The sequence below is a fragment of the Lacrimispora sinapis genome (assembly GCF_043633585.1).
In the GTDB taxonomy this organism is placed as follows: Bacteria; Bacillota; Clostridia; order Lachnospirales; family Lachnospiraceae; genus Lacrimispora; species Lacrimispora sinapis.
Genome location: NZ_CP141832.1, coordinates 3,681,334 through 3,706,869, shown reverse-complemented (window position 1 = coordinate 3,706,869; position 25,536 = coordinate 3,681,334). Strand labels below are relative to the sequence as shown.

General features: G+C 45.2%; 24 protein-coding genes, 1 tRNA gene and 1 pseudogene. 13 read left to right on the top strand and 13 right to left on the bottom strand.

Annotation, left to right across the window (positions count from 1 at the left end):
- Positions 1–43: 43 nt before the first annotated feature.
- From VIG27_RS17505 to VIG27_RS17495, 3 genes are all read right to left on the bottom strand, one after another.
- Entirely contained in the window at positions 44–1,351 is a 1,308-nt protein-coding gene (locus VIG27_RS17505; RefSeq protein ID WP_394524002.1) for a sensor histidine kinase, read from the bottom strand.
- Positions 1,352–1,388: 37 nt separating this feature from the next.
- Entirely contained in the window at positions 1,389–2,087 is a 699-nt protein-coding gene (locus VIG27_RS17500) for a LytR/AlgR family response regulator transcription factor (RefSeq protein ID WP_394524000.1), read from the bottom strand.
- 151 nt (positions 2,088–2,238) lie between these two features.
- Positions 2,239–4,896 (bottom strand): calcium-translocating P-type ATPase, PMCA-type, encoded by a 2,658-nt coding sequence (locus VIG27_RS17495; protein ID WP_394523999.1) that lies wholly within the window; start codon positions 4,894–4,896, stop codon positions 2,239–2,241.
- Between the two features lie 250 nt (positions 4,897–5,146).
- On the opposite strand from VIG27_RS17495, the pseudogene yaaA reads away from it, so the two are divergent.
- Positions 5,147–5,305, top strand: a pseudogene (gene yaaA / locus VIG27_RS17490) (peroxide stress protein YaaA); the annotation flags it as partial.
- Between the two features lie 83 nt (positions 5,306–5,388).
- Here the strand turns inward: yaaA and VIG27_RS17485 are convergent.
- From VIG27_RS17485 to VIG27_RS17440, 10 genes are all read right to left on the bottom strand, one after another.
- Positions 5,389–6,015, bottom strand: a complete 627-nt coding sequence (locus tag VIG27_RS17485) for a V-type ATP synthase subunit D (RefSeq protein WP_394523998.1) — start codon at positions 6,013–6,015, stop codon at positions 5,389–5,391.
- Positions 6,016–6,026: 11 nt separating this feature from the next.
- Positions 6,027–7,430 (bottom strand): V-type ATP synthase subunit B, encoded by a 1,404-nt coding sequence (locus VIG27_RS17480; protein ID WP_394523997.1) that lies wholly within the window; start codon positions 7,428–7,430, stop codon positions 6,027–6,029.
- 14 nt (positions 7,431–7,444) lie between these two features.
- Complete coding sequence (locus tag VIG27_RS17475) at positions 7,445–9,211, bottom strand: V-type ATP synthase subunit A (RefSeq protein WP_394523996.1); 1,767 nt, start codon at positions 9,209–9,211, stop codon at positions 7,445–7,447.
- Entirely contained in the window at positions 9,204–9,806 is a 603-nt protein-coding gene (locus VIG27_RS17470) for a V-type ATP synthase subunit E (RefSeq protein ID WP_394523995.1), read from the bottom strand. The genes VIG27_RS17475 and VIG27_RS17470 overlap by 8 nt, the downstream gene beginning before the upstream one ends.
- Before the next feature lie 16 nt (positions 9,807–9,822).
- Entirely contained in the window at positions 9,823–10,131 is a 309-nt protein-coding gene (locus tag VIG27_RS17465; protein ID WP_394523994.1) for a V-type ATP synthase subunit F, read from the bottom strand.
- A gap of 2 nt (positions 10,132–10,133) precedes the next feature.
- Positions 10,134–10,565: an ATP synthase subunit C gene (locus VIG27_RS17460; protein ID WP_394523993.1), complete on the bottom strand. Its 432-nt coding sequence runs from the start codon at positions 10,563–10,565 to the stop codon at positions 10,134–10,136.
- A 25-nt stretch (positions 10,566–10,590) separates the two neighbouring features.
- Complete coding sequence (locus VIG27_RS17455) at positions 10,591–12,522, bottom strand: V-type ATP synthase subunit I (protein WP_394523992.1); 1,932 nt, start codon at positions 12,520–12,522, stop codon at positions 10,591–10,593.
- 16 nt (positions 12,523–12,538) lie between these two features.
- On the bottom strand, positions 12,539–13,585 hold the full coding sequence (locus VIG27_RS17450; RefSeq protein WP_394523991.1) for a V0D/AC39 family V-type ATPase subunit: 1,047 nt from the start codon (positions 13,583–13,585) through the stop codon (positions 12,539–12,541).
- Positions 13,586–13,589: 4 nt separating this feature from the next.
- Positions 13,590–13,901, bottom strand: coding sequence for an ATPase (locus VIG27_RS17445; protein WP_394523990.1), 312 nt, complete (start codon positions 13,899–13,901; stop codon positions 13,590–13,592).
- A 218-nt stretch (positions 13,902–14,119) separates the two neighbouring features.
- The gene (locus VIG27_RS17440) at positions 14,120–15,073 is read right to left on the bottom strand and encodes an SH3 domain-containing protein (RefSeq protein WP_394523989.1); all 954 of its coding nucleotides are present in this window, start codon (positions 15,071–15,073) and stop codon (positions 14,120–14,122) included.
- Positions 15,074–15,284: 211 nt separating this feature from the next.
- Here VIG27_RS17440 and trmB point away from each other — a divergent pair, with 211 nt between their 5' ends.
- The 12 genes from trmB (at position 15,285) to VIG27_RS17380 (ending at position 25,439) form a co-directional block, all read left to right on the top strand.
- Positions 15,285–15,923: a tRNA (guanosine(46)-N7)-methyltransferase TrmB gene (gene trmB, locus VIG27_RS17435; protein WP_394523988.1), complete on the top strand. Its 639-nt coding sequence runs from the start codon at positions 15,285–15,287 to the stop codon at positions 15,921–15,923.
- Between the two features lie 86 nt (positions 15,924–16,009).
- Positions 16,010–16,162, top strand: coding sequence for a hypothetical protein (locus tag VIG27_RS17430; protein ID WP_394523987.1), 153 nt, complete (start codon positions 16,010–16,012; stop codon positions 16,160–16,162).
- Positions 16,163–16,272: 110 nt separating this feature from the next.
- A tRNA-Lys gene (locus tag VIG27_RS17425) sits at positions 16,273–16,345 on the top strand.
- A 911-nt stretch (positions 16,346–17,256) separates the two neighbouring features.
- Positions 17,257–17,919, top strand: coding sequence for a F0F1 ATP synthase subunit A (locus tag VIG27_RS17420; RefSeq protein ID WP_394523986.1), 663 nt, complete (start codon positions 17,257–17,259; stop codon positions 17,917–17,919).
- Between the two features lie 29 nt (positions 17,920–17,948).
- Positions 17,949–18,167, top strand: a complete 219-nt coding sequence (atpE, locus tag VIG27_RS17415; RefSeq protein WP_394523985.1) for an ATP synthase F0 subunit C — start codon at positions 17,949–17,951, stop codon at positions 18,165–18,167.
- 54 nt (positions 18,168–18,221) lie between these two features.
- The gene (atpF, locus tag VIG27_RS17410) at positions 18,222–18,722 is read left to right on the top strand and encodes a F0F1 ATP synthase subunit B (RefSeq protein WP_394523983.1); all 501 of its coding nucleotides are present in this window, start codon (positions 18,222–18,224) and stop codon (positions 18,720–18,722) included.
- A complete protein-coding gene (gene atpH / locus VIG27_RS17405; protein ID WP_394523981.1) occupies positions 18,703–19,206 on the top strand; it encodes an ATP synthase F1 subunit delta in 504 nt (167 codons plus the stop codon). Before atpF ends, atpH begins: the two co-directional genes overlap by 20 nt.
- A gap of 5 nt (positions 19,207–19,211) precedes the next feature.
- Positions 19,212–20,720, top strand: a complete 1,509-nt coding sequence (gene atpA / locus VIG27_RS17400; RefSeq protein WP_394523980.1) for a F0F1 ATP synthase subunit alpha — start codon at positions 19,212–19,214, stop codon at positions 20,718–20,720.
- A 3-nt stretch (positions 20,721–20,723) separates the two neighbouring features.
- Positions 20,724–21,620, top strand: coding sequence for an ATP synthase F1 subunit gamma (gene atpG / locus VIG27_RS17395; RefSeq protein ID WP_394523979.1), 897 nt, complete (start codon positions 20,724–20,726; stop codon positions 21,618–21,620).
- Positions 21,621–21,681: 61 nt separating this feature from the next.
- Positions 21,682–23,076, top strand: coding sequence for a F0F1 ATP synthase subunit beta (gene atpD / locus VIG27_RS17390; RefSeq protein ID WP_394523978.1), 1,395 nt, complete (start codon positions 21,682–21,684; stop codon positions 23,074–23,076).
- A 16-nt stretch (positions 23,077–23,092) separates the two neighbouring features.
- A complete protein-coding gene (atpC, locus tag VIG27_RS17385; protein WP_394523976.1) occupies positions 23,093–23,518 on the top strand; it encodes an ATP synthase F1 subunit epsilon in 426 nt (141 codons plus the stop codon).
- Positions 23,519–23,720: 202 nt separating this feature from the next.
- Entirely contained in the window at positions 23,721–25,439 is a 1,719-nt protein-coding gene (locus tag VIG27_RS17380; protein ID WP_394523974.1) for a methyl-accepting chemotaxis protein, read from the top strand.
- Positions 25,440–25,536 lie beyond the last annotated feature (97 nt).

Below are 25,536 nucleotides of genomic sequence, written 5' to 3'. Positions count from 1 at the left end.
GCATAGGAATCATTTCCTGGTGATTTTTTGTTGCGGATGGCAGTTATTTTGTTGTAAAGAGCACTTCCAGTACAAATATCCCGTTCTGATAGGAAGCATTCATTTGACCGTCATATTTTTCAACGGCTCGTCTTATATTCTCCAGTCCGAATCCATGCTCTTTTGGGTCCTTTTCCGTGAGGAAGGAGGTGCCTGATTTACGGACTTCATTTGAGGGGTTTTCAATGCGGATGTACTGCATGGCATGCTGGCGGACAAATGAAACATGGATCCATTTGTTCCGGTCATTTAAATCTTTTTGGGCTTCGATGGCATTGTCCATGGCGTTTGCAAAAATCGTACAGACATCCACCGGTTCCATATGGGAAAATTGGGGAATTCCCTCTACAGACAGGCGGATTCCGTTTGAAAGAGCATCCGGAGTTTTTTCGTTTAAGATGGCGTCGATCATGGGATCACCGGTATGAAAATGTTCTTCGGACTGGTTTACCAGCTCATTCATCTCTTTGATATAGAGCTGAGCCTCTTCATAATGTCCCTTTTCTAAAAGTGCGTACAGGCAGGCCATGTGATTTTTCATATCGTGGCGGATTCTCCGGGTTTGTTTTTGGGTTTCCTGATAAGCCTTAAAATGTTTTAGCTGTGCATTCAAATAATATTCATTCAAAGCGGCTTCCCGTTCAAAATAGGCGTTCCGATTCCCCTGAATGGTGACTGCAACAACGGTATACAGAAGGATTCCTAAAATCACAATGGCACCGATGACAAACCCTCTGGCGATAGAAAGCGTAAAAGAAAATTCATCAATAAGGCTCAACAGGAAGAAAAGGACCAGTAAAAGGAAACCGATTCCCCATAGTAAAAGGGTTTCCCATTGTGTCAGTTTCCGTTGATTAAAGGAATCAGAATACCTGCTTTTCCAGCGTCTGACTTTTACCGCAAATAGAATGCAGAAGAACCAAAACAGAATATCCATAGGAATCCAGAAGATGTCTTTGTTGTCCAGTACCTGATTCATAGAGCCTGTAAACAGATATACGATCATTATTGGAAGAAATAGAAGAGAGAGCATCATTCCGGAGATTGGAATGATAAAAAACATTCCCAGAATGCGTCGGGACGGTCTTCCCTGCCAAAGAAATAGTATGGCAAATAAAAAGGGAAGCAGGGCAGTTGCCGGCTCCGAATGAAAGACAGCTCCCGCTATTGTTTCCGCAAGGAGAAAGCTCCCCCAGAAAAGCAGCAGCCCGCTTCTTGTCTGAGGGGCGTTGATGAGAAATACATATCGGGCGATTGCAGTCATGAGAATCAAAATCTCAAGTCCCCCGATCAATTGGTAAACGGTATTCATATGAGTGATCCCTCCACAGAAGTTAAGCAGGTTTCTATCAACGGTTTAAAAATTTCATCATCCGGTTCCGGAATTCTGCCGCATGTCTCCGGCTTAAGGGTACCTCCAGACCGTCCGCCATGCGGATTTTTTTGGAATCAAAGCTGAGAATATGCTTTAAGTTCACCAAATAACTGCGGTGGGGCTTAAAAAACATGGATTCCGGCATCTTTTTTTCCAGCTCCTTCATCTTCATGCGGACGAGAATCCGTTGACTTACGGTGACCACATTTACGTAGACATTTTCGCTTTGAATGTACTGGATCTCACTCCAGCTTAATACCTGACTGCGGTCACCAAGATTGAAGCAGATTCGTTCCTCGGAAAGGCGTGATTTCTCCCAGTCACTTAATGCTTTCCATAATTTGTCCCGCTTGACCGGCTTTGTAAGGAAGCGAAAGGCATCCACCTCATAACCATCAAAGGCCAGCTCGGTGTGGCTTGATAAAAATATCAGGAATAGATCCCGGTTCTTTTTTCTTAGCTGCCTTGAAGTTTCCAGCCCGTCAATTCCCGGCATTTCAATGTCCATAAAAACAAGGTCAAAAGGATTGCTGATGGATTGGACCGCTCTAAGAAACTCCATTCCGTTTGAAAACAGTTTTATCTCCACAGAGAGTCTTCCAAAGTATTCATATAAAAGATTTTTGATTTCTTCCTGAAACAAAATATTATCATCGCAAACTGCAATTTTCATAACGCTCCTTATCCATTTCTGGTATAACCTGATTTCTGTTTTTATATCCCATAAGTTTTATTATATCATTTCCTATAAGATGTAACCATTAAAAAAGCCAGTGAAACGCCGGTATAGAAAGCATGCGGTCGTTCCACCGGCTGTTTGATGCTTACTTACGGTGCAGCAGCAGCTTCACAAACTCGGATAGGAGAATAACACTGAAGGTAAGCCCGAAGATTTTAAGCCACATGGCAAAGCCAAGAGGCACCGTTCCGAAAAATGCCCCTGCAAACTGAATGATCAGAATTTGCAGAAGGAAGGTAACAGATATGACCAAAAGCATGATCCGGTTCTGAAATAAATGCTTGAAGATGCTGGTTTTATGAAGCTCCCGGCAGTTAAAGGCATTGAAAAGCTGGAATAGGGCGAACAGGGTAAAGAGTACGGTCGTCATTTCCCTGTCGGTTGCACCTAAAAAGTTAAAGACATATTGGCATAGGAATATGACGGAGATATACATTCCTGTAAGTCCAATCCGAAGGAACATGGTCTTTGATATAATGCTGTCACTTCTTCCCGTAGGAGGACGATTCATCAAATCATCATAAATAGGTTCCAGACCAAGAGTGAGGGCAGGCGGCCCGTCCATAATGATATTGATCCATAACAGCTGGAGAGCCGTAAATGGTGCTTTTAATCCCAATAGAATAGAGGAAAATACAACAATCACGGAAGAAAGATTGACCGTAAGCTGGAACTGGATAAAACGTTTGAAATTCTCATAGATGCCCCGTCCCCAGGCAATGGCTTTTACTATGGTGGAGAAGGAATCGTCAAGGAGCACGATGTCACTGGCCTCTTTGGAAACTTCCGTACCGGAGATGCCCATGGCAATGCCCACATCTGCGTTCTTTATGGCAGGAGCGTCGTTGATTCCGTCACCGGTGACGGCAACCACGTTGTTCTGGGATTTTAACAGTTTTACCACCCGCATCTTAATAGAAGGGGTGCTCCGGGCAATGACGCTGATTCTGGGAAGGAGATCAAGAAGCGCTTGATCACTTAGCTCCACAATTTCTCTGGCCTCCACTGCCATCCTTCCATCTTCAAGAATCTGAAGCTCATTGGCAATGGCGGTAGCCGTAATGATATTGTCGCCGGTCAGGATCTTTAAATCCACTCCGGCCATGCGGCAGTTTTTGACCGCTTCGTAAACATCGGAACGAAGAGGATCGGAAATGGCGGCAAAACCGTCAAATACCATGTCCTTTTCCATGGCATTGTGATGAGCTTCCTCTTCATAGTCCCGCATTTCATGAAGTTCCTTATGGGCAAAGGCAATGACACGCATGGCTTTTTCCTGTGCTTTTACGATGAAGGTTTCAATCCTGGCGCGCTCCTCGTCAGAAAGGGCACACATGGAGAAAACGCACTCCGGACTTCCTTTTACATAGGAGATGATCTTTCCATCCACCTTGCTGATGGTGGTCATGTGCTTTAACTCGGAAGAAAACGGGAACGCATGGAGCACTTCGTGGTCACAGCGTTCATCCTTATAAGTCTTTCCGCTTTTTTTGCAGGCATCGGATTGCTGGTAGAAGTTCAGCATGGCACATTCCGTCGGATTGCCGATAAAGGAACCATCCGGGGAAATGTCCGCTGTCGTGTTTAAACAGATGTTATGGATCAGCCAGTCTGAAGCAAGGTCTCTGGTCTTTTCCTTCCAGGAGCCGTCGTAGAATGCGGAGACCGTCATCTTGTTTTCTGTAAGCGTTCCTGTCTTATCGGAGCAGATCACATTGATACAGCCTACGGTTTCAGAGGCGATCATCTTTTTTACCAGGGCGTTCTGCCTGGATAGCTTGATGATATTGATGGATAGGGAGACTGCCACAATGGTGGGAAGTCCCTCTGGCACCGCGGCTACGATGAGAACGATGCTGGTAACAAATGCATCGAGAACGGTTTCCAGTGTAAGCCTGCCTTCCAAAGCAAAGGAGATCAGCTCTGAGGAAAAAACAATGGCAGCAGCAATAATACCCAGTAAGGTGATCGTTTTTCCCAGTCTTGCAAGCTTTTCCTGAAGAGGGGTGGAAGAGCGTTCCGCATTTGTAAGCTCTTTTGCAATGGTTCCGAATTCTGTGCTGTCACCGACTGCAGTTACCACCATCTTACCGTAACCGCCCGTGATGAAGTTGCCGGAATACACCATGTTGGCCCGTTCCGCTAACGGTGTCTTTTCATCCACAATGAGAAGATCCGCCTCTTTTTTTGCAGGCAGGCTCTCTCCGGTCAGTGCGGATTCATCTGCGGTCAGTCCGGAACTCTGTAAAAGCCGTCCATCGGCAGGAATCTTATCCCCGGTGGAAAGAAGAATGATGTCGCCGACAACGATTTCCCTCTGGCTCAGCAAATGCGTTTGGCCGTCCCGGATCACCTTGATCATGGTATCATCGCTGATTTTAGATAAGGCTTCAAAGGCTTTGGCACTTTTGCCTTCCATGATGACGGTGATCAGTACAGACAGAAAGATGGCTGCAAAAATGCCCAGGCATTCTAAAAAATCTGCCTCTGAGCCGGTGGTGGCGCGAATGATGTTGACCAGAAGCGCGATGACACCAGCCATGATGAGCATGAGAATCATGGGTTCTCTGGCAGCTTCCCCAATGCGCCGCATCAGCGACTCAGGTTTTTCCCTGGTCAGCGTATTGCTTCCGTATTTCTCCCGCTGTATTTCTACTTGTCCGCTTTTTAGTCCGTCTGCATCGTGGGTCTGCAGCCGGTTGAGTAAATCCCGTGTGTTTTCCTGAAATTCCTTCAATGCCATTCTCTCCTTAGATTATTTGTATATAACAAAAACTCATGCATAGGCAAGCGATGCATGAGTCAAAAAAAATAGACCATGTATAGCCCACGCTATACATGAGTCTCGTTTATTAAGGCAAGCCAGACCGTAAATGGTCAGTATGTTGACTTGGCACGCAGAAATACTGCGCAAACTACTCCCTCAAGTGTTTTAGTATCATACCATATGCAGATAATTTTTGTCAACTACGGAGTTGGGAATTTTGTGATTCATTTCCGGTAAGCAGTATTCCACAGCAATTGAGAAATATCTGGCCCCGGAGGACAAGCTTATTACCGTGGAATTTGGAGAATTATCCGGTGGGAAAGGAAAGCAAAAGGGAACCCTTGCCAAGATGGCAAGGGGAGAAATGGTCCGTTTTATGGAAGAAAAGTACAGCGAACTCTTTTTCGGGCATAATAAATTGGTATTTCTTTGGCCGAACTAAAAAATCTATCCCATTTGCATTCTCTGTCACCCGTTGCTGCTATTTTTCGTTCGTTTAATCACCTTTAGTCTTGTAAATTCTTCCCTGTCCTTTTCCTCAAGAGAATTGGTGATGTTTCTGGTCAGCGTTTCATAACGGGGAATGGTGATGTTCTTCAGTGCATTGGCCCGTTTCTGGGTCCGTTTGATGCTGTTTGCCAGACGGTAAGCGGAGTTTTCCACCATGGAAAGCTTTAAGGTCAGTTCCTTTACCCGTTCAAACTTGTAGCGGGCCTCATCAAGAGATTCCTTTGTGCTGTAATAGGCATAAGTTAAGTTTAATGGCCGCTTTTCATGCTCCACCAAAGGAATCTCCGTCCCCATAATGCTTCTGGTCTTGATGCGCACCGAATCGTCCACAGGCACCGCCAGAGCGATGTCCTTTACATAATCAATGCCTAGTTCAATGTTCGCCTTTTGAAGGGCTTTATAAGCAGAAGTAAAGGTCTCATCAATTTCAGACTGGATGCCCTTGGCCTCATCAATTAGCTCCATCAGCTCTTTGATCAGAATGTTCCGCTTTTTATCCATTAACTCATAGCCCTGTCTGGCCAGAGCGAGAGAGTTTTTGGCAAGAATTAAATTTCCTTTCGTGGGAAATGTATTGGGATTCATGAATTTCCCTCCTATTCTTCCGAAGCGTCAGGGGTGGTTTCCTTGTAATACTGATCCAGGACTTTTGTATCAATACGGTCTAATTCGGCTCTTGGCAGTAGTCCTAACAGTTCCCAGCCAATGGTGAGCGTCTCTAGGATGTTGCGGTTTGTATGATTTCCCTGGCCCACGAACCGGTTTTCAAATTCTTTCCCGAATACCAGGTATTTCTTGTCAATGGGAGAAAGCTCATCTTCACCGATAACCGACGCCAGCGCTCTTGCATCGCCCACCTTTGCATAACAGGAAAACAGCTGGTTTGCCACGCCCTGATGATCGGCCCTGGTAAAGCCTTCTCCGATGCCATCCTTCATCAGACGGCTGAGAGAGGGGAGGACGTTGATGGGCGGGTAAACGGACTGGCCGTATAAGCTGCGGTCCAGTACGATCTGACCCTCTGTGATATATCCCGTAAGGTCCGGAATGGGGTGGGTGATGTCATCGTTTGGCATGGTGAGGATGGGAATCTGTGTGACGGAACCATGCTGTTCTTTTACGATTCCCGCCCGTTCATAGATGGAGGCCAGTTCACTGTACAAATAGCCCGGATATCCTTTTCTGGAAGGGATTTCTCCTTTTGAAGAGGAAACCTCACGGAGAGCCTCCGCGTAAGCCGTCATATCTGTTAAAATCACAAGGATGTGCATTCCTTTTTCAAATGCTAAATATTCCGCCAGAGTAAGAGCCACCTTTGGTGTGATCAGACGCTCCACCACCGGGTCATTTGCCAGATTGATAAACATGGCAACGTGATCGGAAACTCCGCTTTCCTCAAAGGTCCTGCGGAAAAAGTCTGCCACATCGTATTTCACCCCCATTGCCGCAAACACCACGGCGAACTTTTCGCTGGAGTCCGCATCATCCCCTAAGGAAGCCTGCTGAACGATCTGAGCCGCCAGTTCATCATGAGGAAGACCGTTGCCGGAAAAGATTGGCAGTTTCTGTCCCCGTATCAGTGTCATAAGCCCGTCGATGGCTGAAATACCGGTACGGATATAATCTCTTGGATATTCTCTGGTTACAGGGTTTAAGGGCTTACCGTTAATGTCCAGCCGGATGTCGGAGCCAATATCTCCTAATCCGTCAATGGGGACTCCAATCCCGTTAAAGGTCCGGCCTAACATGTCTTCGGATACGGACAGCTCCATGGGGTGTCCGGTAAGGCGGGTGTGGACGTTTCGGAGTGCCAGTCCTTCGGTTCCTTCAAAGACCTGGATGATGGCTTTATCCTCGTAAACCTCAATGATTCTTCCCAGCTTTTTTTTCTTTCCTGCGACAGTCATTTCCACGATTTCGTCAAAGGAAGCATTCTGGACGCCTTCCAATACGACCAGCGGGCCGTTGATTGCACTTAAGCCTAAATATTCGATTGCCATTTTCTTCCTCCTTCCTAAGCGTTGCGTTCGATGACGGATTCATAAAAGGCATCAATCTGCTTTTTGTAGTCATCGAAAAGATCCAGCCGGTCATTGGGAACATCGTATTTTAGGGAAATGATCTTATCAAAAATAGGGTCCTCCTTTAATACGGACATGGGCATTCCCATGGATATTAGAGAACGGGATTTTTTGTATAAATAAAGAATCAGATCCATCATTAAGAACTGCTTTTCCATAGGAACGCAGGTATCTTCTTTATGGAACGCATTCTGCTGTAAAAATCCGACCCGGATCACCTTGGAAATTTCAAGGATCAGCTTCTGGTCGTCAGGAAGCATATCTCCGCCGATCAGCTTAACGATTTCCATAAGGCTGCTTTCCTGGGTCAGCAAAAATACCAGACGGTTCCTGTAATCCACAAATTTTTTATCCACGTAATCCACATACCAGGGAGCCAGATCAGTGAGATACTCCGAATAGCTGCTGAGCCAGTGGATGGCAGGGAAATGACGCTCATTGGCAAGATTCCGGTCCAGACCCCAGAAGCAGCGGACGAAACGCTTGGTGTTCTGGGTCACCGGCTCGGAAAAGTCTCCGCCCTGAGGAGATACCGCACCGATGATGGTAACGGAACCTTCGGTCCCGTTTAAGTTCTGCATGATACCTGCCCGTTCATAAAAGGCGGACAGCCGGGAAGCCAGGTATGCCGGGAAGCCTTCTTCCGCAGGCATCTCCTCAAGACGTCCCGATAACTCCCTCAAAGCCTCTGCCCATCTGGAGGTGGAATCTGCCATGATGGCAACATGATATCCCATATCCCGGTAATATTCTGCCAGGGTAAGACCGGAATAGAGGCTGGCCTCTCTGGCAGCCACAGGCATGTTTGAGGTATTGGCAATCAGAGTGGTCCGGTCCATTAAGGGATTGCCGGAACGGGGGTCGATCAGCTCTGTAAATTCCTCCAGAACCTGAGTCATCTCATTGCCGCGCTCCCCGCAGCCGATATAAATGATGATATCCGCATCAGACCACTTGGCGATCTGGTGCTGGGTCATGGTCTTTCCTGTTCCAAAACCGCCGGGGATACAGGCAGTGCCGCCTTTTGCCAGGGGAAACAGAGTATCAATGATTCTCTGGCCGGTGATCAAAGGCTTGGTGGCAGGATACCGTTTTAAGATAGGTCTGGGGACCCGGATGGGCCATTTCTGAGTCATGGTCACTTGTTTGGTGGTACCGTCTGAAAGCTTCAGAGTCAGAAGAGGCTGGCTGATGGTATAGGAGCCGTCGGAAACCACCTCTGCCACCTCACCTTCCATATCAGGAGGAATCATGACCTTATGGACGATAGCAGGTGTTTCCGGTACTTCGGCAATGATGGAGCCGGGCAGAAGGTGATCGCCCTTTTTCACCGTTATATGAGTGTCCCAAAGTTTTTGTGTATCAAGAGAATCTACCTGGATGCCGCGGTCAATATAGGCACCGCCGGTTTTTGCAATCTCCGACAGGGGACGTTCGATTCCGTCAAAGATGTTATTTAATATGCCGGGAGCCAGAGTGACGGATACGGGGAAGCCGGTAGAGGTCACCGTTTCCCCTGGTTTTAGGCCGCTGGTTTCCTCATAGACCTGTACGGTGGTGCGCCGGTCTGTCAGACCGATGACTTCCCCCACCAGGTGGTCCTTTCCAACGTAGACCATCTCATTCATCTGAAATCCCGTATCACCCTTTAAATAAATCACAGGGCCGTTGATGCCGAAGATTTTACCTGTATTACTCATTGGCCGTACCTCCCATTATATCTTTCACATCAAAGCGGAAATCACGTTTTGCTTCAGCAAGCTTTGTCTGAAACGAATGATCAATCAGAATATGTCTTGATGGGATAACGGCTCTGATCCCTCCAAAAAAAGAGTATTCACTTACCTGTATGTCTGCTTTCTGGGGCAGGGAAAGATCCAAAAGTTTCCCTTCATCGGCTGGATCAATATAAACGGTAATAAATTCTTTGTCAGCCAGTTCTAAAGCCTTCTGTATCTGAGAGTTCAGCAGCTTGGTGTATTCAGGCGTCTTCATGTATTCGGTAAGCCGCTCTTTGAGTTCCTCAAACAGCTTTTCCTTGAGCTCATCCTGCTTTTTTCCATATTCCCTTTTGATATTGATCTGTTCCAGAGACAGCTTTTTGTTGATTTCCCGTTCGATCTGTTTCTGTTCCAATGCCACCTGCTGTTCGGCCCGCCGGTTTGCACTGTCCTGATGCTCTGCAAAGGTCTGCTCCAAAGCAGCCGTATATTCATCAAGCATCTTTGCACTGCGGGATCTGGCATCTTCCATGCAAAACTCCAGGAAATGCTGTAGTTTTTCCTCAGTTGTCAAGATGACCACCTCTTTCTTATAGTTTTAATCCGATAGCTTGGTTTACATAATCTGTGATAAAGCTGGGCTTGCGGCCGGTACCGTGGCGGTCAGGAATTTCTATGATGAGAGGAAGCTTTCGGTTCAGCTTCACATCGTCGATGATGTCCGGAAATTCTCTTCCGAACTTTTCTGTCAGGAGTATGATCCCGATCTCCTTATCGGCCAGGACTTTATCCAGTTCATTCTTAAGCTCATCCTTTTCATGAACGACAGCTCCTTCCACTCCGGCCAGCCTCATGCCGGCCCAGGTGTCTAAGTTGTCGCTGATTAAATACATTTTCATGATTATAGCTTTCCGAGGATCATGAAGGAGATGATCAGACCATAAAGACAAACACCTTCGGCAAGGCCTACGAAGATGAGTGATTTACCTAAAATGGAGCTGTCTTCACTGATGGCGCCAAGCGCTGCACTGGCGGCTGCGGATACGGCGATACCGCCGCCGATACAGGCCAGACCTGTGGATAAGGCCGCAGCGATATAACCCATGCCTGCGACGCTTCCGCTAACGCCGGCTGCAGTTTCTGCCGCAAAAGCCTGGCCATGGAACATCATCACGCTGGATACGATCATGGTGCCAAAGAATAACAGCACATTAATGGAAAGTGCGGTTTTATAGCGGCCCTTCGTTTTTTCTCCCAGGGCAAATACAAAAAGGGGAAGAACGATACTCAAGGTTAATGCGATTGCTAAAGTGATTTTTACTAACATGGACATAAGAAATACCTCCTGATATGTTTTTTTATAGTTTTTTTCCGTAGGGTTTGAATGCGCGGCCGGTTCCCCGGTAAAAACGGCTGAATAGTTCGTAGTATTCCAGACGAAGCACCTGAATCCCCACAATCAGTCCTTCCATGCCGCATACAAACAAGTTGCCCAAAACGACGACGAGCCAGTTTACGGTTCCGGTTTCGTGGCCGGACAGCATCAGTACCACCTCCATCATGGCCGCATGGCTCACTGCAAAAGCTCCCACACGGACAAAAGAAAGGGTATTGGAAAAATAGCTTAAAAGCACTTCAAACAGTTCAAAAAAGCCCTGAACCACAAACATGCCTTTTTCCTTCGGCATAATCCTGGCCTTACGTTCCACCAGGTTTGTGAGCGGCTCCTTAAAAAACATGATGAGCAGCGGAACCCCAAACATCAGGACCAGAAGAGTAGCGGCAGGAATGGGGTTGCCTGTCATATAGAGAACTATCGTAAGCACAAGTGAGGCGTAGAAAATAAAGCCTGCCAAACCGTTGGTATCAAAAAAGGTTCGTTCCGGATCTCTGAACCGGAAGCTGTTTACCATATTTAGGATCATGGTAAGAAGAATGATGCCCATACCCAATGAAACTGCAACGATGAAAACTGTGTTCAACCGTCCGATAAAGGGAAGCTCGGTCATATGCTTCATGGGCCTGAGCCAGACCGCATGAATCACATCCTCGAATCCGAAGATACTTCCAAACAGGAATCCGAAAATGGTTGAAAAGAAGCCGCAGCAGGATAGAATAGCAGCAAGACTGATCTTTTTATACCGGTAAAGAAGAAGTCCTCCGAATAAAAGACAAAGCCCCTGTCCCACATCCCCGAACATGAATCCGAAGAGGAAGGAGTAGGTCAGTCCGATCAGTATGGTAGGGTCAATCTCATTATAAGCAGGAAGTCCATACATTCGGATAAACATCTCAAATGGTTTAAAAATCCCTGGATTCAATAGCTTGGTAGGAGGGTTGCTCATGATGTTTTCCTGGTCATCCTCCACAATACAAAAGGTTTTTTCATCGTCTGAAATGTCTTTTTGAAACGCATCGGCATCCCGTTGGCTCATCCAGCCGCAGAGGATATAAAAGGTGTTCCGGCTCTGTTTTGTACAGGCAGCCAGTTTTCTCACATTAAAATTAGTAGAGAAGGTTTCCAGACGGTCTTTGGCAGCCAGTAAGTCCTCCCGTCTGGTTTCCAAAAGAACGGAAAGCTGTTTGCGGATGTCATTGATCTCTGTCTGGACGGCTTTCATGCTTTCCTCTAAGGACTGGCTGGCTTCGTAAGGTGTGCCCTTATATTCATCCGGAACGTCAATTCTCTCAAAATGCATGGATGCATAAATGGCATCAATCCGGTTTGAGATGGTTTCCGGCACGAAATAAACCAGCCAGACGTATTGTTCGTCCTCTTTGCATTTGTAGAGGACTGTATCAATGGTATCGTATACATAGTTCTCAAATTTCTCGTAATATTCATGGGTGATACGCCCAAAACGAAACTTGATATACTTAAAATGAAGGATGGAACTTAAATCATAATTAAGACCGGTAAATGGAAGAATCCGCTCCACAGACTCCTTTAATGAGTCACGTTTGGATACCAATTCCTCTTCCCTGGCCTTACGTTCTTCTGCTTCTTTCCCAATTTCCTCGATGATATCTGCCGCCTGAGCCACGGATAGCTTTTTCTGCGAAGTCTGAAAAATCTCTCCCGGAGGCAGCAGCTCCACCAGCTCGAATGCGCGCTGGAGGATATCCTTGTACGGATTGGTTTCAACATATGGCCTTAAGTCCTGCACCGTTTTTAACTCAGAAAGAGCATTTTCCAGATGGATTTCATATCTGGATAAATAGGTGTCAATCACCCGGTCAATATCCTCTTTTGGTCCGGTGATACTTAAGAATTTCATCTTTTCTATCACGGAAAAGTAACCCCCTTTACTGTTTTACCACATAGGAGATGATTTCATCCGGAGTCAAGCGGTACCGGATGCTCTCTATGAGGGTGATGACTTTTTGTATTTCCTCCTCTTTAAAATAAAGATAGGAATTCAGAGTGGCAATGGAATAGGGATTTTGCCGGCTGGCAGAACGGTAAATTTTATCAAGCACCTCCGCAGTGAGCCGTTCCAGATCCGGCATCTCAAACACCTCTATATTTGCTTTCCGGCCATAGAAGGTGGTTTTTAACGCCGCGTAGAATTCTTCCATGGTTCCGGCCTCCGCCATTTTCGTGATCTGTTCCTTATTCAGGTGGTAATAGGTGGGAATGAGAAGGGCATAAACGTCTGCCGGCTGTAAATGGTAATATTTCTTGGAGCGGTAGATCCACTGGATGTTTAACAGGTCCAGCTTGCTTCCAAAGCACCGGGTCAAAAGTTCCCTCTCTTCCTTTTTCAAGTATTTCCCCATTACCTTCCAAATGGTTTTAAAATATAGAAGATCCAAACGGACTTCATAGTCAAATAAAGCAGGCTCCATGGTATCGTCTAAACCAGAGAGCTGGCCGTAATAGACTGAACCTTCCAGGTTTGCTACAAATTCAGAAAGACTTTTAGAGGAAGTCAGCTTCATAAGATCCAGTTTGGAATGTTTCTTAAAAAAATCTTCAAAAATAGAAAGATCAATATCCGGCGGATTCTCCCCAATGGCATTTCGGAGACATTTCTTCAGAATATCGATTTCAAAGTGCATAAAATACAGATTTAAAAATTTACGCTGGTTTAAATTGGAAAAACGGTAGAGCTTGGCAAAATCCTGGTAAAGAGAAAGAACCAGCCTTTGTTCAATCGCACCCCGGTGAAGACCGCTTCCCTCCAGGTCTGAAAAAAGCCCCTCATAGGCACTTAGATGGCTTAAATAGTCCACGGCCTCAGAAACGGTTGATAAGCCGGACATTTCCCGGAACTGGTTTTCTGTGATCAGGTGGCTTTCCATGGCTCTTACCTTGGTTGTAATGCCGCTGTAAGACAGCAAGTCTCCCATAGGATCACTCCTTTATCATAGTTTGGAATAAATTCTCAACGTACCGGTGATGCTCCTTCTCATAATGGGCTTCCAATGCGGCCAGTACTCTCATAGAATCGTTTTTCTGCTTTTCCAGCTGATGATTCATCTTAATTTCCATTTCTTTACGCAGTGCTTCGATTTTTTTGTTGGTCTGCACCTCTAAATCATGATCAAATGCGGCAGTCCGTTCCTCCATTTCTTTTGCAAATGCCTTCTTTCGTTCGTTGGCATTATCCATAATGGAAGTTGCTGCCGATTCGATGTCAGAAATCTTTTCAATCACTTTATCCATACCGTAGCCTCCTTGTGAAATAAGTTTGTAAATTACCATATTATATTATAATGATACTATAATTTGAAAAAAATACCATAGTATTTTGGAAAAATTCACTAAATTTATAAATATTTAATCATGCTTATAGCTTACGCAGCCCAAGCAATTGTTATGCCTCATCAAAAAAAGCGAAGTCCAGAGGATATTTACTCTGGTATCTTCGCTTTTTCGGTGGTTTATTGAGTTTTTTTCTCTGTAGTTTCTCCGGACTCTGTGGTTTTACCGGAATCAGACGGAGCTTCGGACTCTGTCAGATATTCCGTTGCAACGTAAGCTTCTTTTCCCTCAAATTTGATAACCGTCCATTTGTCATCGTATGTCTTAACAAAATCAACAACCGTACCGGCTGCAAGACTTCCCAGTCTGGTGCCGTCGGTAGACGGTGTGGAACGGACGTTTAATTTGGACTTAGTGGTATAGATTTTAGATGCCTGTGTCTCCGGCTCTGTGGCATTTTCGGAACTCCCCTCCGTGGTGGCTGCTTCTGTGGAGATCTGAGTGGAGGTCTCAGGCGCCCCCGTTTCTTTCTTGTCTCCTTTTCCAGGCACCAGCTTTACAAAAATCAGCACAACTACAAGCACTCCTAAGAAAATCAGTGCCGGCTTTAAAAGACCGTTGATGTCAGGCGTGTTTTTTGGAGAGCGGCGTCTGCTGCGGCCTCTGGATGAACTTCTTTGAGGAGCACTGCGTCTGGCCGAACCACTCCTTGAAGCCATCGGAGCAGTCTTTGGCTGAGGGGAGCGCTGCCTGTTAGGAGCTGTATTGGAATTATTTTTATGAAGGGCGTTTGCAAAGGCTTGAACTTCCTGTGAGAGAAGCTGAAGGGCTTCTCTGGCATCATAGGGGCTGTCATTGCCTTCGTGAACTGCCTTATTGCCAATCATGCGGATTCTGTGATAGTGGTCTTTGGAAGCCTGGGAAATCAGGCGCCTTTCAAATAACTGGTCAATGCTGTCGGCCAGATCGCCTTCCACGATCAGTGCTTTTTCTCCCAGATAATGAATCATAAATTCCAGTGTCTGGCGGGCTTTGATCATAGACATGTTATACTGATTCTGATTCATGAGCATTTCTGTTTCCTTAAGACCCTGCTGGATTCTGATCCAGAAACGGTTATCTGTGGTTCCCATATATTTCCTCCTTTGCAATAACGGTTGTATTCAAATATACAGACATTATACCTTATTATTCTAAATTGTGCACCTGTTATTTTCCACTTTCCAGCCGTCAACCAAGGAAGGTGCCCACTTGCACCGGTCCCTTGAGTTATGATACAATCTACCTGCAAGATCAAACCACGTTTATGATTATAAGAAGAGAAACGATTTGGAGGAAGTAAATATGAGGTTACGTCACATACCAGGCTCGGAAGAAGAAATCGCCCGCAGCCCATATGTGGTCCAGAATCCGGAACAAAAAAAGGGTTGCTGGAAGGAAGTCTTTGGAAATGAGAATCCTATTGAAATAGAAGTCGGTATGGGAAAAGGCCGTTTTATCATGGAACTGGCCACCCTTCATCCGGAGATCAATTATGTGGGGATTGAACGGTATCCCAGCGTGCTTTTGCGCGGACTTCAAAAGAGAGCAGAGCTGGAGCTTGACAATATTTACTTTATGTGTGTGGATGCAAAAAAATTGTCTGAGATATTTGCACCTGGAGAGGTTCAGAAGATTTATTTAAACTTTTCCGATCCATGGCCCAAGGACCGTCATGCAAAACGCAGGCTCACATCAGAGGAATTTATGGCAGTTTACGACCAGATACTAAAACCCGATGGAACCGTGGAATTTAAAACGGATAATAAAGGGCTGTTTGACTATTCCCTGGAGGCGGTTCCAGGAGATGTATGGGAGATCAAAGCGTTTACTTATGACCTTCACCACAGTGAGATGGGAGAGGGGAATATTATGACAGAGTACGAAGAGAAGTTTTCTTCCAAGGGAAACCCGATCTATAAACTCATTGCAGGAAGAAAATAAGAATTTACCCTGCCGGTGCCGGGTTTTTATAACCAGGGCACCGGTTCTGCATATAATAAAGAAAAAGAAAACGCAGGTGCAGGATCATGGGCATGAAAGACAAGGTTACAAAAAAGCTTCTCCAGGCAACCAGTGACAAGACGGACTTAAATAAGAAACTGCTTTCCTGGAACAAATCTTTTGTGGAAGTGAACAAAACACTGGGTACAAATATTGATAAAAATAAGAAAAATAAATAAATACTTAAAAACGGTAAATTATTTATAAAAAAAGTGTTGACTTTTGTTGAAGACGGTTATATAATTACACACGTGCTTGAGACAAGGGCACAACAAAAAACAAAAGACAAGCGCCTTTAGCTCAGTTGGTAGAGCAGTAGACTCTTAATCTATTTGTCCGGGGTTCGAGCCCCCGAAGGCGCACTAAAAAAGTACTGTTTTTGACGACGGAGAGCGTTGGGGACGGTGCTTTTCCTTTGTCCGGATTTATCCGGGGAGAACTTATCATGGAATGCAGGAAGCGGAAGCGGTTATAAGCTTTGGCTTTTTTTTATTTCGTTTTTTATTCCTTCTTATTTAAATTAAAAATCGGAAGAATAATCCGGTTAAGAATAAATCATACTTACTTTATAAAACATGATGGAGATTGAAACCATAGGGAACCTAAAGGAAATCTTAACATCTGTTAATTTAAGTCTTTGAAACTCCATGCTCCGGGTATCTGTTTCTTTATAAATCCAAAATGTCATGCTCCCTTGATGTAAGATACCTTAACAATATTTTAGGTTATACGGTTCTGCATGTTGCTATTAAATAGGAAGAAAGTCCTATATAACATAAAATTTTGCTAAGGGAGCATTTGTGAAAATTCCACGCAAATTCCCTGATGTTTCTTATAAGCCTGTCTTATTTTTCATGTATTTCCTTTAAAATACTTGGATATTAGTAAGTAATGACGGTGAAATTAAAAAATGAAAGAAAAACGTGGTTAAATTTCACAAATTATTCCGGGAAAAACCTACGTAATACCTAGAAAAATTAGCTGAATGAAAATCACTTTACATTTTTGTTACATTTAGCGTTAAAAAATGGATAATAAAATAAGATTTTATGGCAAAAAAATTGTTCCAAATGTTTAAACAATTGTAGACATTAATAAAATGTTATGAAACCTGCAAAAAGTTGACAATTTTCGTAGATGAAAGTATGATACACCATATACCTCATGAAATATTGTACATTGAAAAGTACAATCCAAACGGGTAATAGATTAAAGAGAAAGACTGTCTCTAAGAAAGGAAGTGAGCATTACGGAGGATTTAGCAGAGAAGTTAATGGAAGAACTGAACTGCGAAACGGTATTCACGATTCCAATATTCGGAGGGATTCAGATTTCGGAATCTGTTGTGGTAACATGGGTTATCATGGCGGTTCTGACCCTGCTTTCTATTTGCCTGGTAAGAAATTTAAAGGTTGAGAACCCTGGAAGGAAGCAGCAGGTATTGGAATTAGCCGTTGGGGGACTTTACGGGTTCTTTGAGGATCTCATTGGTAAGGAACAAAAACGTTATATCCCCTATTTGATTTCTGTGGCAATTTATGTCGGTGTGGCCAATTTGATTGGTTTGCTGGGTGTGAAACCGCCTACCAAAGATTTAAATGCCACCGCAGCGCTTGCTATTATGAGCATTCTGCTGATTGAATATGCAGGCTTTCATAAGAAAGGTCTAAAGGGCTTTATTAAGGGTTTTGCAGAGCCGGTGGCTATTATTGCACCGATCAACGTCCTGGAAGTATTTATTAAACCTTTGTCGCTTTGCATGCGATTGTTTGGTAATGTTTTAGGAGCGTTTGTAGTTATGGAGCTTATAAAGCTGGTTGCAGCGCCGATTGTACCGATTCCGTTTTCCTTATATTTTGATATTTTTGACGGATTGATTCAGGCGTATGTATTTGTGTTTCTGACTGCACTTTTCTTAAAAGAGTCAGTAGAGTAAAAACAGTTCAAATTAAAGGAGAGATTATTATGTTTACAGCAATTGGAGCAGGAATCGCAGTATTAACAGGTATTGGTGCGGGTGTAGGTATTGGTTTAGCAACAGCTAAGTCTGTAGATGCTATTGCAAGACAGCCAGAGGCAGAAGGCAAGATCAGCAAGGCTCTCTTATTAGGTTGTGCACTTGCAGAGGCAACTGCCATCTATGGTTTCGTTGTTTCCCTTCTTATCATCTTATTCCTTAAATAATGCCTTTGAACGGGATTATGTTGGAAAATTTAGAAAGAAAGGCAGGCGGTAAAGATGCTTAGACTGGATATGAACGTTGTATGGAATATAGTTAATCTTATTGTCCTGTATTTTTTGCTTAGGCACTTCCTGATTCAGCCGGTTATGGGTATTATCAATAAACGGCAGGCAATGATTGAGAACAGTATTTCAAATGCCAGGAATACTGAGGGGCAGGCGGCAGAGATCAAAAAGCAGTATGAAGAGAAACTGGCTGCCTCCTCAGAAGAAGGATTAAAGATTATCGAAGAAGCAAAGAACCAGGCAAAGGCTCAGTACGACCGTATTTTAAAGAATGCGGATGAAGAGGCTGGCCGGCTGATAGCAGAAGCGCAGAAAAAAGCAGAAGCTGATCAGGAAAAAGCTTTGCGTGAAGCTAAGACGCAGATCGCAGGCTTAGTGATTGCAGCAGCGGCCAAGGTAGTTAATCAGGAAGCGAGTGCGATGTCAAACAAGGCGCTTTACGATTCATTTTTAGCAGAAGCAGGTGATGCCCATGACGCAGGCAGCAATTAATTATGGACGGGTGCTTTATGAGATGTCCGTTCCAAAAACGGCCATTGAAGAAGCAGCTCTGGTGCTAAAGGTAGTGCCGGAGCTTAAACATGCTTTAAGCAGCCCAGTCATTGCAATAAGCAGCAAGCATCGGGTGATCGAACGGGTATTTCCCCAGGAGATGATAACCTTTTTAAAGGTTTTGGTTGACCGCCGGGATATGGACCTTGCCGGTGATATATTTAAGGCTTGGCGTGCGCATGTATTAGAAGAAGAAGGGATATTGGAAGCTTCTTTGTACTACGTGACAAAGCCCGACGAGGAACAGTTACGGGAAATAAAGGCGATGCTTTGCAGAAAGTACGACAAAAAGGACGTAAGACTCTACTTGATCGAAGATGCCAGTTTAATCGGTGGATTCATTCTCCGTGTAGGTGATGTGGAAACGGACTGGAGCTTAAAGGGACGTCTGAAACAATTAGAACAAAAAATAATGCGGAGGTGAAAAGCTTGGCTTCCATCAATTCAGATGAAATTATTTCTATTTTAAGAAGTGAAATTGAAGATTATGAAACGCATGCCAGGGACCAGGAAGTGGGAACTGTCATCAGCGTAGGCGACGGCATTGCAACGGTTTATGGAATTGATCATGCAATGTACGGAGAAATCGTTGTATTTGATAATGGAATCAAAGGTATGGTCCAGGATATCAGAAGAGAAGATATCGGATGCATCCTGTTTGGTTCCGACCGAGAAGTAAAAGAAGGCTCCAAGGTTACAAGAACCAAGAAACGTGCCGGTATTCCGGTAGGCGATGGCTTCATTGGAAGAGTAGTGAACTCTCTTGGCGCCCCGATCGATGGTAAGAGCGATATCGTTTCCGACGATTACCGTCCGATTGAGAATGAGGCACCTGGAATCGTTGACCGTAAGAGCGTGTCCGTTCCTATGGAAACAGGAATCCTTGCGATCGACTCCATGTTCCCTATCGGACGCGGACAGAGAGAGCTGATCATCGGTGACCGTCAGACCGGTAAGACGTCTATCGCCACCGACACCATCTTAAACCAGAAGGGGAAAGATGTGATCTGTGTTTATGTTGCGATTGGACAGAAGGCTTCTACAGTTGCAAAACTGGTTAATACGCTGACTCATTACGGCGCCATGGACTATACCATTGTGGTATCCTCCTCTGCCAGTGAGCCTGCACCCCTTCAGTATATCGCCCCTTATTCCGGAACGGCTCTTGCAGAGTATTTCATGTATAAGGGAAAAGACGTACTGATTGTGTATGATGATTTATCCAAGCACGCAGTTGCTTACCGTTCTCTGTCACTGCTTTTAGAGCGTTCTCCCGGACGTGAGGCATATCCTGGTGATGTTTTCTATCTTCATTCCAGACTGCTTGAGCGTTCCAGCCGGTTAAAGGATGAGCTTGGAGGCGGTTCTATTACAGCCCTTCCAATCATTGAAACCCAGGCGGGAGACGTGGCGGCATATATTCCTACCAACGTTATTTCTATTACCGACGGACAGATTTTCCTGGAGAGTGATCTCTTTTTCTCCGGTATGAGACCGGCCGTAAACGTTGGTCTTTCCGTATCCCGTGTTGGTGGTGCGGCACAGACCAAAGCAATGAAAAAGGCAGCAGGCAGCATTCGTATTGATCTGGCACAGTGCCGTGAAATGGAAGTATTTACCCAGTTCAGTTCGGATCTTGATGCAGCAACCAAGGAGCAGATCCAATACGGAAGAGGACTTACGGAGCTGTTAAAACAGCCGTTATGTCATCCGTTGAGCCTTCATGCACAGGTCATCAGTCTGGTCGTAGCCAATAACCGCCTGTTACTGGATATTGAAGTTTCCAAGATCAAGGATTTCCAAAGAGAGCTTCTTGAATACTTTGACAATGCACATCCGGAAATCGGCAAAGAAATCGAAGAAACCAGAGCATTATCTGACGAGCTGAAACAGAAAATCCTTGATACAGCGGTTGATTATATAAAGAAACGGGTGTAAGATATGGCAAATGCGAGAGAGATACAAAGCAGAATAAACAGCATCAAAAGCACCATGAAAATTACCAATGCGATGTATACCATTTCCTCGTCAAAGCTTAAAAGGGCAAGGAAAGCCCTGACTGATACAGAGCCTTATTTTTATACGCTGCAGAGCACCATCGCAAGAATCATCAGACATACCCCTGATATTGATGATCCTTATCTGGATACCCGGCCGGAGATCAAGAAAGAAGACCGTAAGATCGGCTATATCGTGGTGACTGCTGATAAAGGACTTGCGGGTGCTTATAATCATAATGTATTTAAACTGGCCCAGGAGCAGATTGACAAGGGTGGTAATCCTATGCTGTTCGTAGTAGGAGAGTTGGGACAGCAGTATTTTACAAAAAAAGGTATCCCGGTGGAACAGGATTTCCGGTATACGGTACAAAAGCCTAATATGAGCCGGGCCAGAATCATACAAGAAAAGATCGTGGATTATTTTCTGTCTGGAAAACTTGATGAGGTGTATATGATTTACACCAGAATGGTCAATGCTATGAAGATGGAAGCGGAAGTAAAGCAGCTTCTTCCGATTCCAAAGCAGCAGATATCTCTGAATGTTCCGGTAAACGTGCATTTGGAGGAAATCACCATGAGTCCTTCTCCTGAAGCCGTGATCAATGCTATTGTGCCCAATTATATTGCAGGATTCATCTACGGCGGTCTGGTGGAATCCTATTCCAGCGAGCAGAATTCCAGAATGATGGCGATGCAGGCTGCGACGAATAGTGCTCAGGATATGCTTGATGAACTGGCCATTACCTACAACCGTGTCCGACAGGCGGCCATTACTCAGGAAATCACTGAGGTAATCAGCGGGGCGAAAGCCCAGAAGAAAAAAAGGAAGAAAGCGTAGCTTCATCGTGTTTTCTATGAATTGAGAGAGGAGGAGTCCTCACGACTGTGAGTAACAGAATATGAATAAAGGTAAGATCGTTCAGGTCCTGGGACCTGTAGTAGATGTTGAGTTTTTAGAGGGCAGTGAGCTTCCTGCAATTAAAGACGCCCTTGAGGTGATCAATGAAGGAAAGCGCTGCGTAATGGAAGTTGCCCAGCATATGGGCAATGGTACCGTCCGTTGTATCATGCTGGCTTCCAGCGAAGGATTGAGCAGAGGTATGGAAGTAACTGCAACCGGAGAGGGTATTAAAGTTCCGGTTGGAGAGCAGACTCTGGGACGTCTCTTTAATGTACTTGGTGAGACCATTGATAACGGAGAGCAGTTATCCGGTGGTCCGGAATGGGTCATCCACAGAGACCCGCCGGCTTTTGAGGATCAGAGTCCGGTAGCTGAGATCCTGGAGACAGGAATTAAGGTTATTGATCTTTTGGCTCCTTATGCAAAAGGCGGAAAGGTAGGTCTGTTCGGAGGTGCTGGTGTTGGTAAGACGGTTCTGATTCAGGAGCTGATTCATAACATCGCAACCGAGCACGGCGGATATTCCATCTTTACCGGTGTTGGAGAGCGTTCCCGTGAGGGTAATGATCTTTGGACCGAGATGGGAGAATCTGGTGTTATTTCTAAGACCGCTTTGGTATTCGGTCAGATGAATGAGCCGCCGGGCGCACGTATGCGTGTAGCCGAAACAGGACTTACCATGGCAGAGTATTTCCGTGATGAAGAGCATAAAAACGTGCTTTTGTTCATTGATAATATTTTCCGTTTTACCCAGGCAGGATCAGAGGTTTCCGCTCTTCTTGGACGTATGCCTTCTGCGGTTGGTTATCAGCCAACGCTTGCTACGGAGATGGGAGAACTTCAGGAGAGAATCACTTCCACAAGAAATGGTTCCGTTACCTCGGTTCAGGCTGTATATGTACCGGCCGATGACTTGACAGACCCGGCTCCGGCAACAACCTTCGCACATCTGGATGCCACCACTGTTTTATCCAGAAAGATCGTGGAGCAGGGTATTTATCCGGCGGTTGATCCGTTGGAATCCAACTCCCGTATCCTGGAACCTGATGTGGTAGGGGAAGAGCATTATGAAGTTGCGCGTAAGGTACAGGAGCTGCTTCAGAAATACAAAGAGCTTCAGGATATCATTGCGATCCTGGGTATGGAAGAATTAGGCGATGACGATAAGACCACCGTATACCGGGCAAGAAAGATCCAGAAGTTCTTATCCCAGCCATTCTCTGTTGCAGAGAACTTTACCGGTGTTTCCGGTAAGTACGTTCCTCTTAAAGAGACGGTCCGCGGATTTAAGGCGATCGTAGACGGCGAGATGGACCAGTATCCGGAGGCTGCGTTCTTTAATGTAGGAACCATTGATGAGGTCATTGAAAAGGCCAGGAAATTAGAGGCTTAACTTGGAGGTGCTGCCTGTGAGTACGAAAACATTTTTCCTTCAGGTTCTTGCCAGCGATAAGGTGTTTTACAAAGGTTCCTGTCAGGAGCTGATCATTCCTCTGTTGGATGGGGAAAAGGCAGTTCTTCCCCAGCATGAAAACATGGTGATTGCCATTGCGATCGGGGAAATGCGTTTACTTGACGCAAACGGTCAATGGATCAGCGGTTTGGTGGGCAATGGATTTGCCCAGATTATCAATAACCGTGTTACCGTCATTGTAGATACCGCGGAACGTCCGGAGGACATTGATGAACGCCGGGCCGAAGAAGCCAGGGAAAGAGCGGAGGAACAGCTGAGACAGAGCAAGAGCCTTCAGGAGCATTCTCATTTTGAAGCATCTTTAGCCAGATCACTGGCAAGGCTGCGCACAAAGCAAAAAATGGGATCTGATAGGAAATAGAACAAAGATAAAAGATATCCCGCAGGAAACTGTGCAGGGGTATCTTTTTTTCTTTTTCCAGCCTTGGAAAGCAGTTATGTATTTTTTTAAAATAATTGGTATGATATGGTAAATGTAACGATTGACGATGTCTATAAACGGTGCTATAGTAGCCACTGAATAAATAACCCCTTTTAAAGAGGAGATAAGTGGAGGCAGAGTTGTGTATAGAAATCGAAAGATAAAAACCAAAGTGGTGGTTGTCTTTAGCGCCATAATTTTACTTAGTATTCTGGCGGTTATGGTAATGCTTGTGGGGATGATGGGGATATCGGGGAATCTACGGAAGCTCTATCAGGGGCCTTATGCGGCATCGGATAACATGTGGGTCATCCGCCGCAACCTTTTGGACAGCCAGATGGTGCTTTACCGGCTGGCAAGTGAAAAGAAATCGGATATTGCAAGTGCAGGAAACCAGGCAAAGTCCCTGATTGACAAGGACTCTGCAGATATGCAGACAGCGTTGGCTAATCTGGAAACTTTATTAAAAAAAGAGAATGAGAAACAGATACTGACTGAAATCAAAAGCGGGCTTGAGGAGTCCGATCAGATCCAGGCAGCAGTACTGAAGTTGGCGGCTCAGGGCAAATCAGATGAAGCCAGAACTATGATCAAGAATGTCTATGAACCAAAGTATGAGGATTTAAAAGGGAAGGTAATCAATCTGGCTCAGTCGGTGTCCAGTGATGCGGAAGGATTTGTAGATGAGGCAAATGGGACCAACCGGAATGCAGTGGTAATGGGAATTGGCGCAATGATCATAGGGGTTTTCGTCTGTGCGTTGATTGCGATGCGTTTTTCAAGATCCATTGTCAAACCGTTAGAAGAGCTTGACGTAGCGGCGAAGGAAATGTCTAAGGGTGATTTAAAAGCCTCCAGATACATTACCTATCAGTCAAAGGATGAGATTGGTTTTCTTGCGGACAGCTTGAGAAGCACTATGACCATTCTGGATTCTTATGTTACGGAGATTTCTTCCATTCTCCTGCGTCTGTCCAAAGGGGATTTAACGGTTCCAAGAGATCAGATTACGGATTTTATGGGAGATTTTTCAGAGATTAAAAGTTCCTTTGTTACAATATTGAAAAGTTTTAATAATACGCTTGGAGATATTCATCAGTCCAGCGTTCAGGTTGACATAAGCTCTGACCAGGTGTCGGATGCGGCACAGATGTTATCTCAGGGCTCCACAGAGCAGGCAATGGCTCTTGAGGAGCTGACTGGTGCCATTACAGACATTTCCTCCCAGATCCGGGAGAATGCAGAGAATGCCCAAAGTGCCAACGCTCTGACGGCTAAGGTGCAGAAGGAAGTGGAGGAAAGCAATCTTCATATGGTCACCATGAACTCCGCGATGAATGAGATTAATGAATCTTCCCAGGAGATTGGAAAGATCATTAAGACCATTGAAGATATTGCATTCCAGACCAACATCCTGGCTTTGAATGCGGCGGTTGAGGCAGCAAGAGCGGGAGAAGCGGGAAAAGGCTTTGCAGTTGTTGCAGATGAGGTGCGGAGCCTTGCCAGCAAGAGCGCAGAGGCCAGCAAGGATACGGCTGTTTTGATTGAAAATTCGGTAAAAGCAGTGGAAAACGGAATGGCCATTGCAGAGCAGACGTCTCATTCTCTTGATGTGGTAAAGAATACCACCGTTCAGGTAGTGGATACGGTAAATTTAATTGCAGATGCTTCCGAAAAGCAGGCAGAATCTGTAGAAAACATATCAGAACGGGTCAGCCAGATCTCCCAGGTGGTCCAGACCAATTCCGCAACCGCAGAGGAGAGTGCTGCAGCCAGCGAGGAACTCTCCGGCCAGGCGGCGTATCTGGAGCAGCTTGTGGAACGTTTCCATTTGTTCCAGGATAGTCAGAGCCATTCATAGACTGACGGCTGTAGAAAGAATGAAGCAACGTTTTGGGCTGAAATAACAAAATAATAAAAGTGGGTGGTGCAATAGGAAAGTTCCTTTTGCACCACCC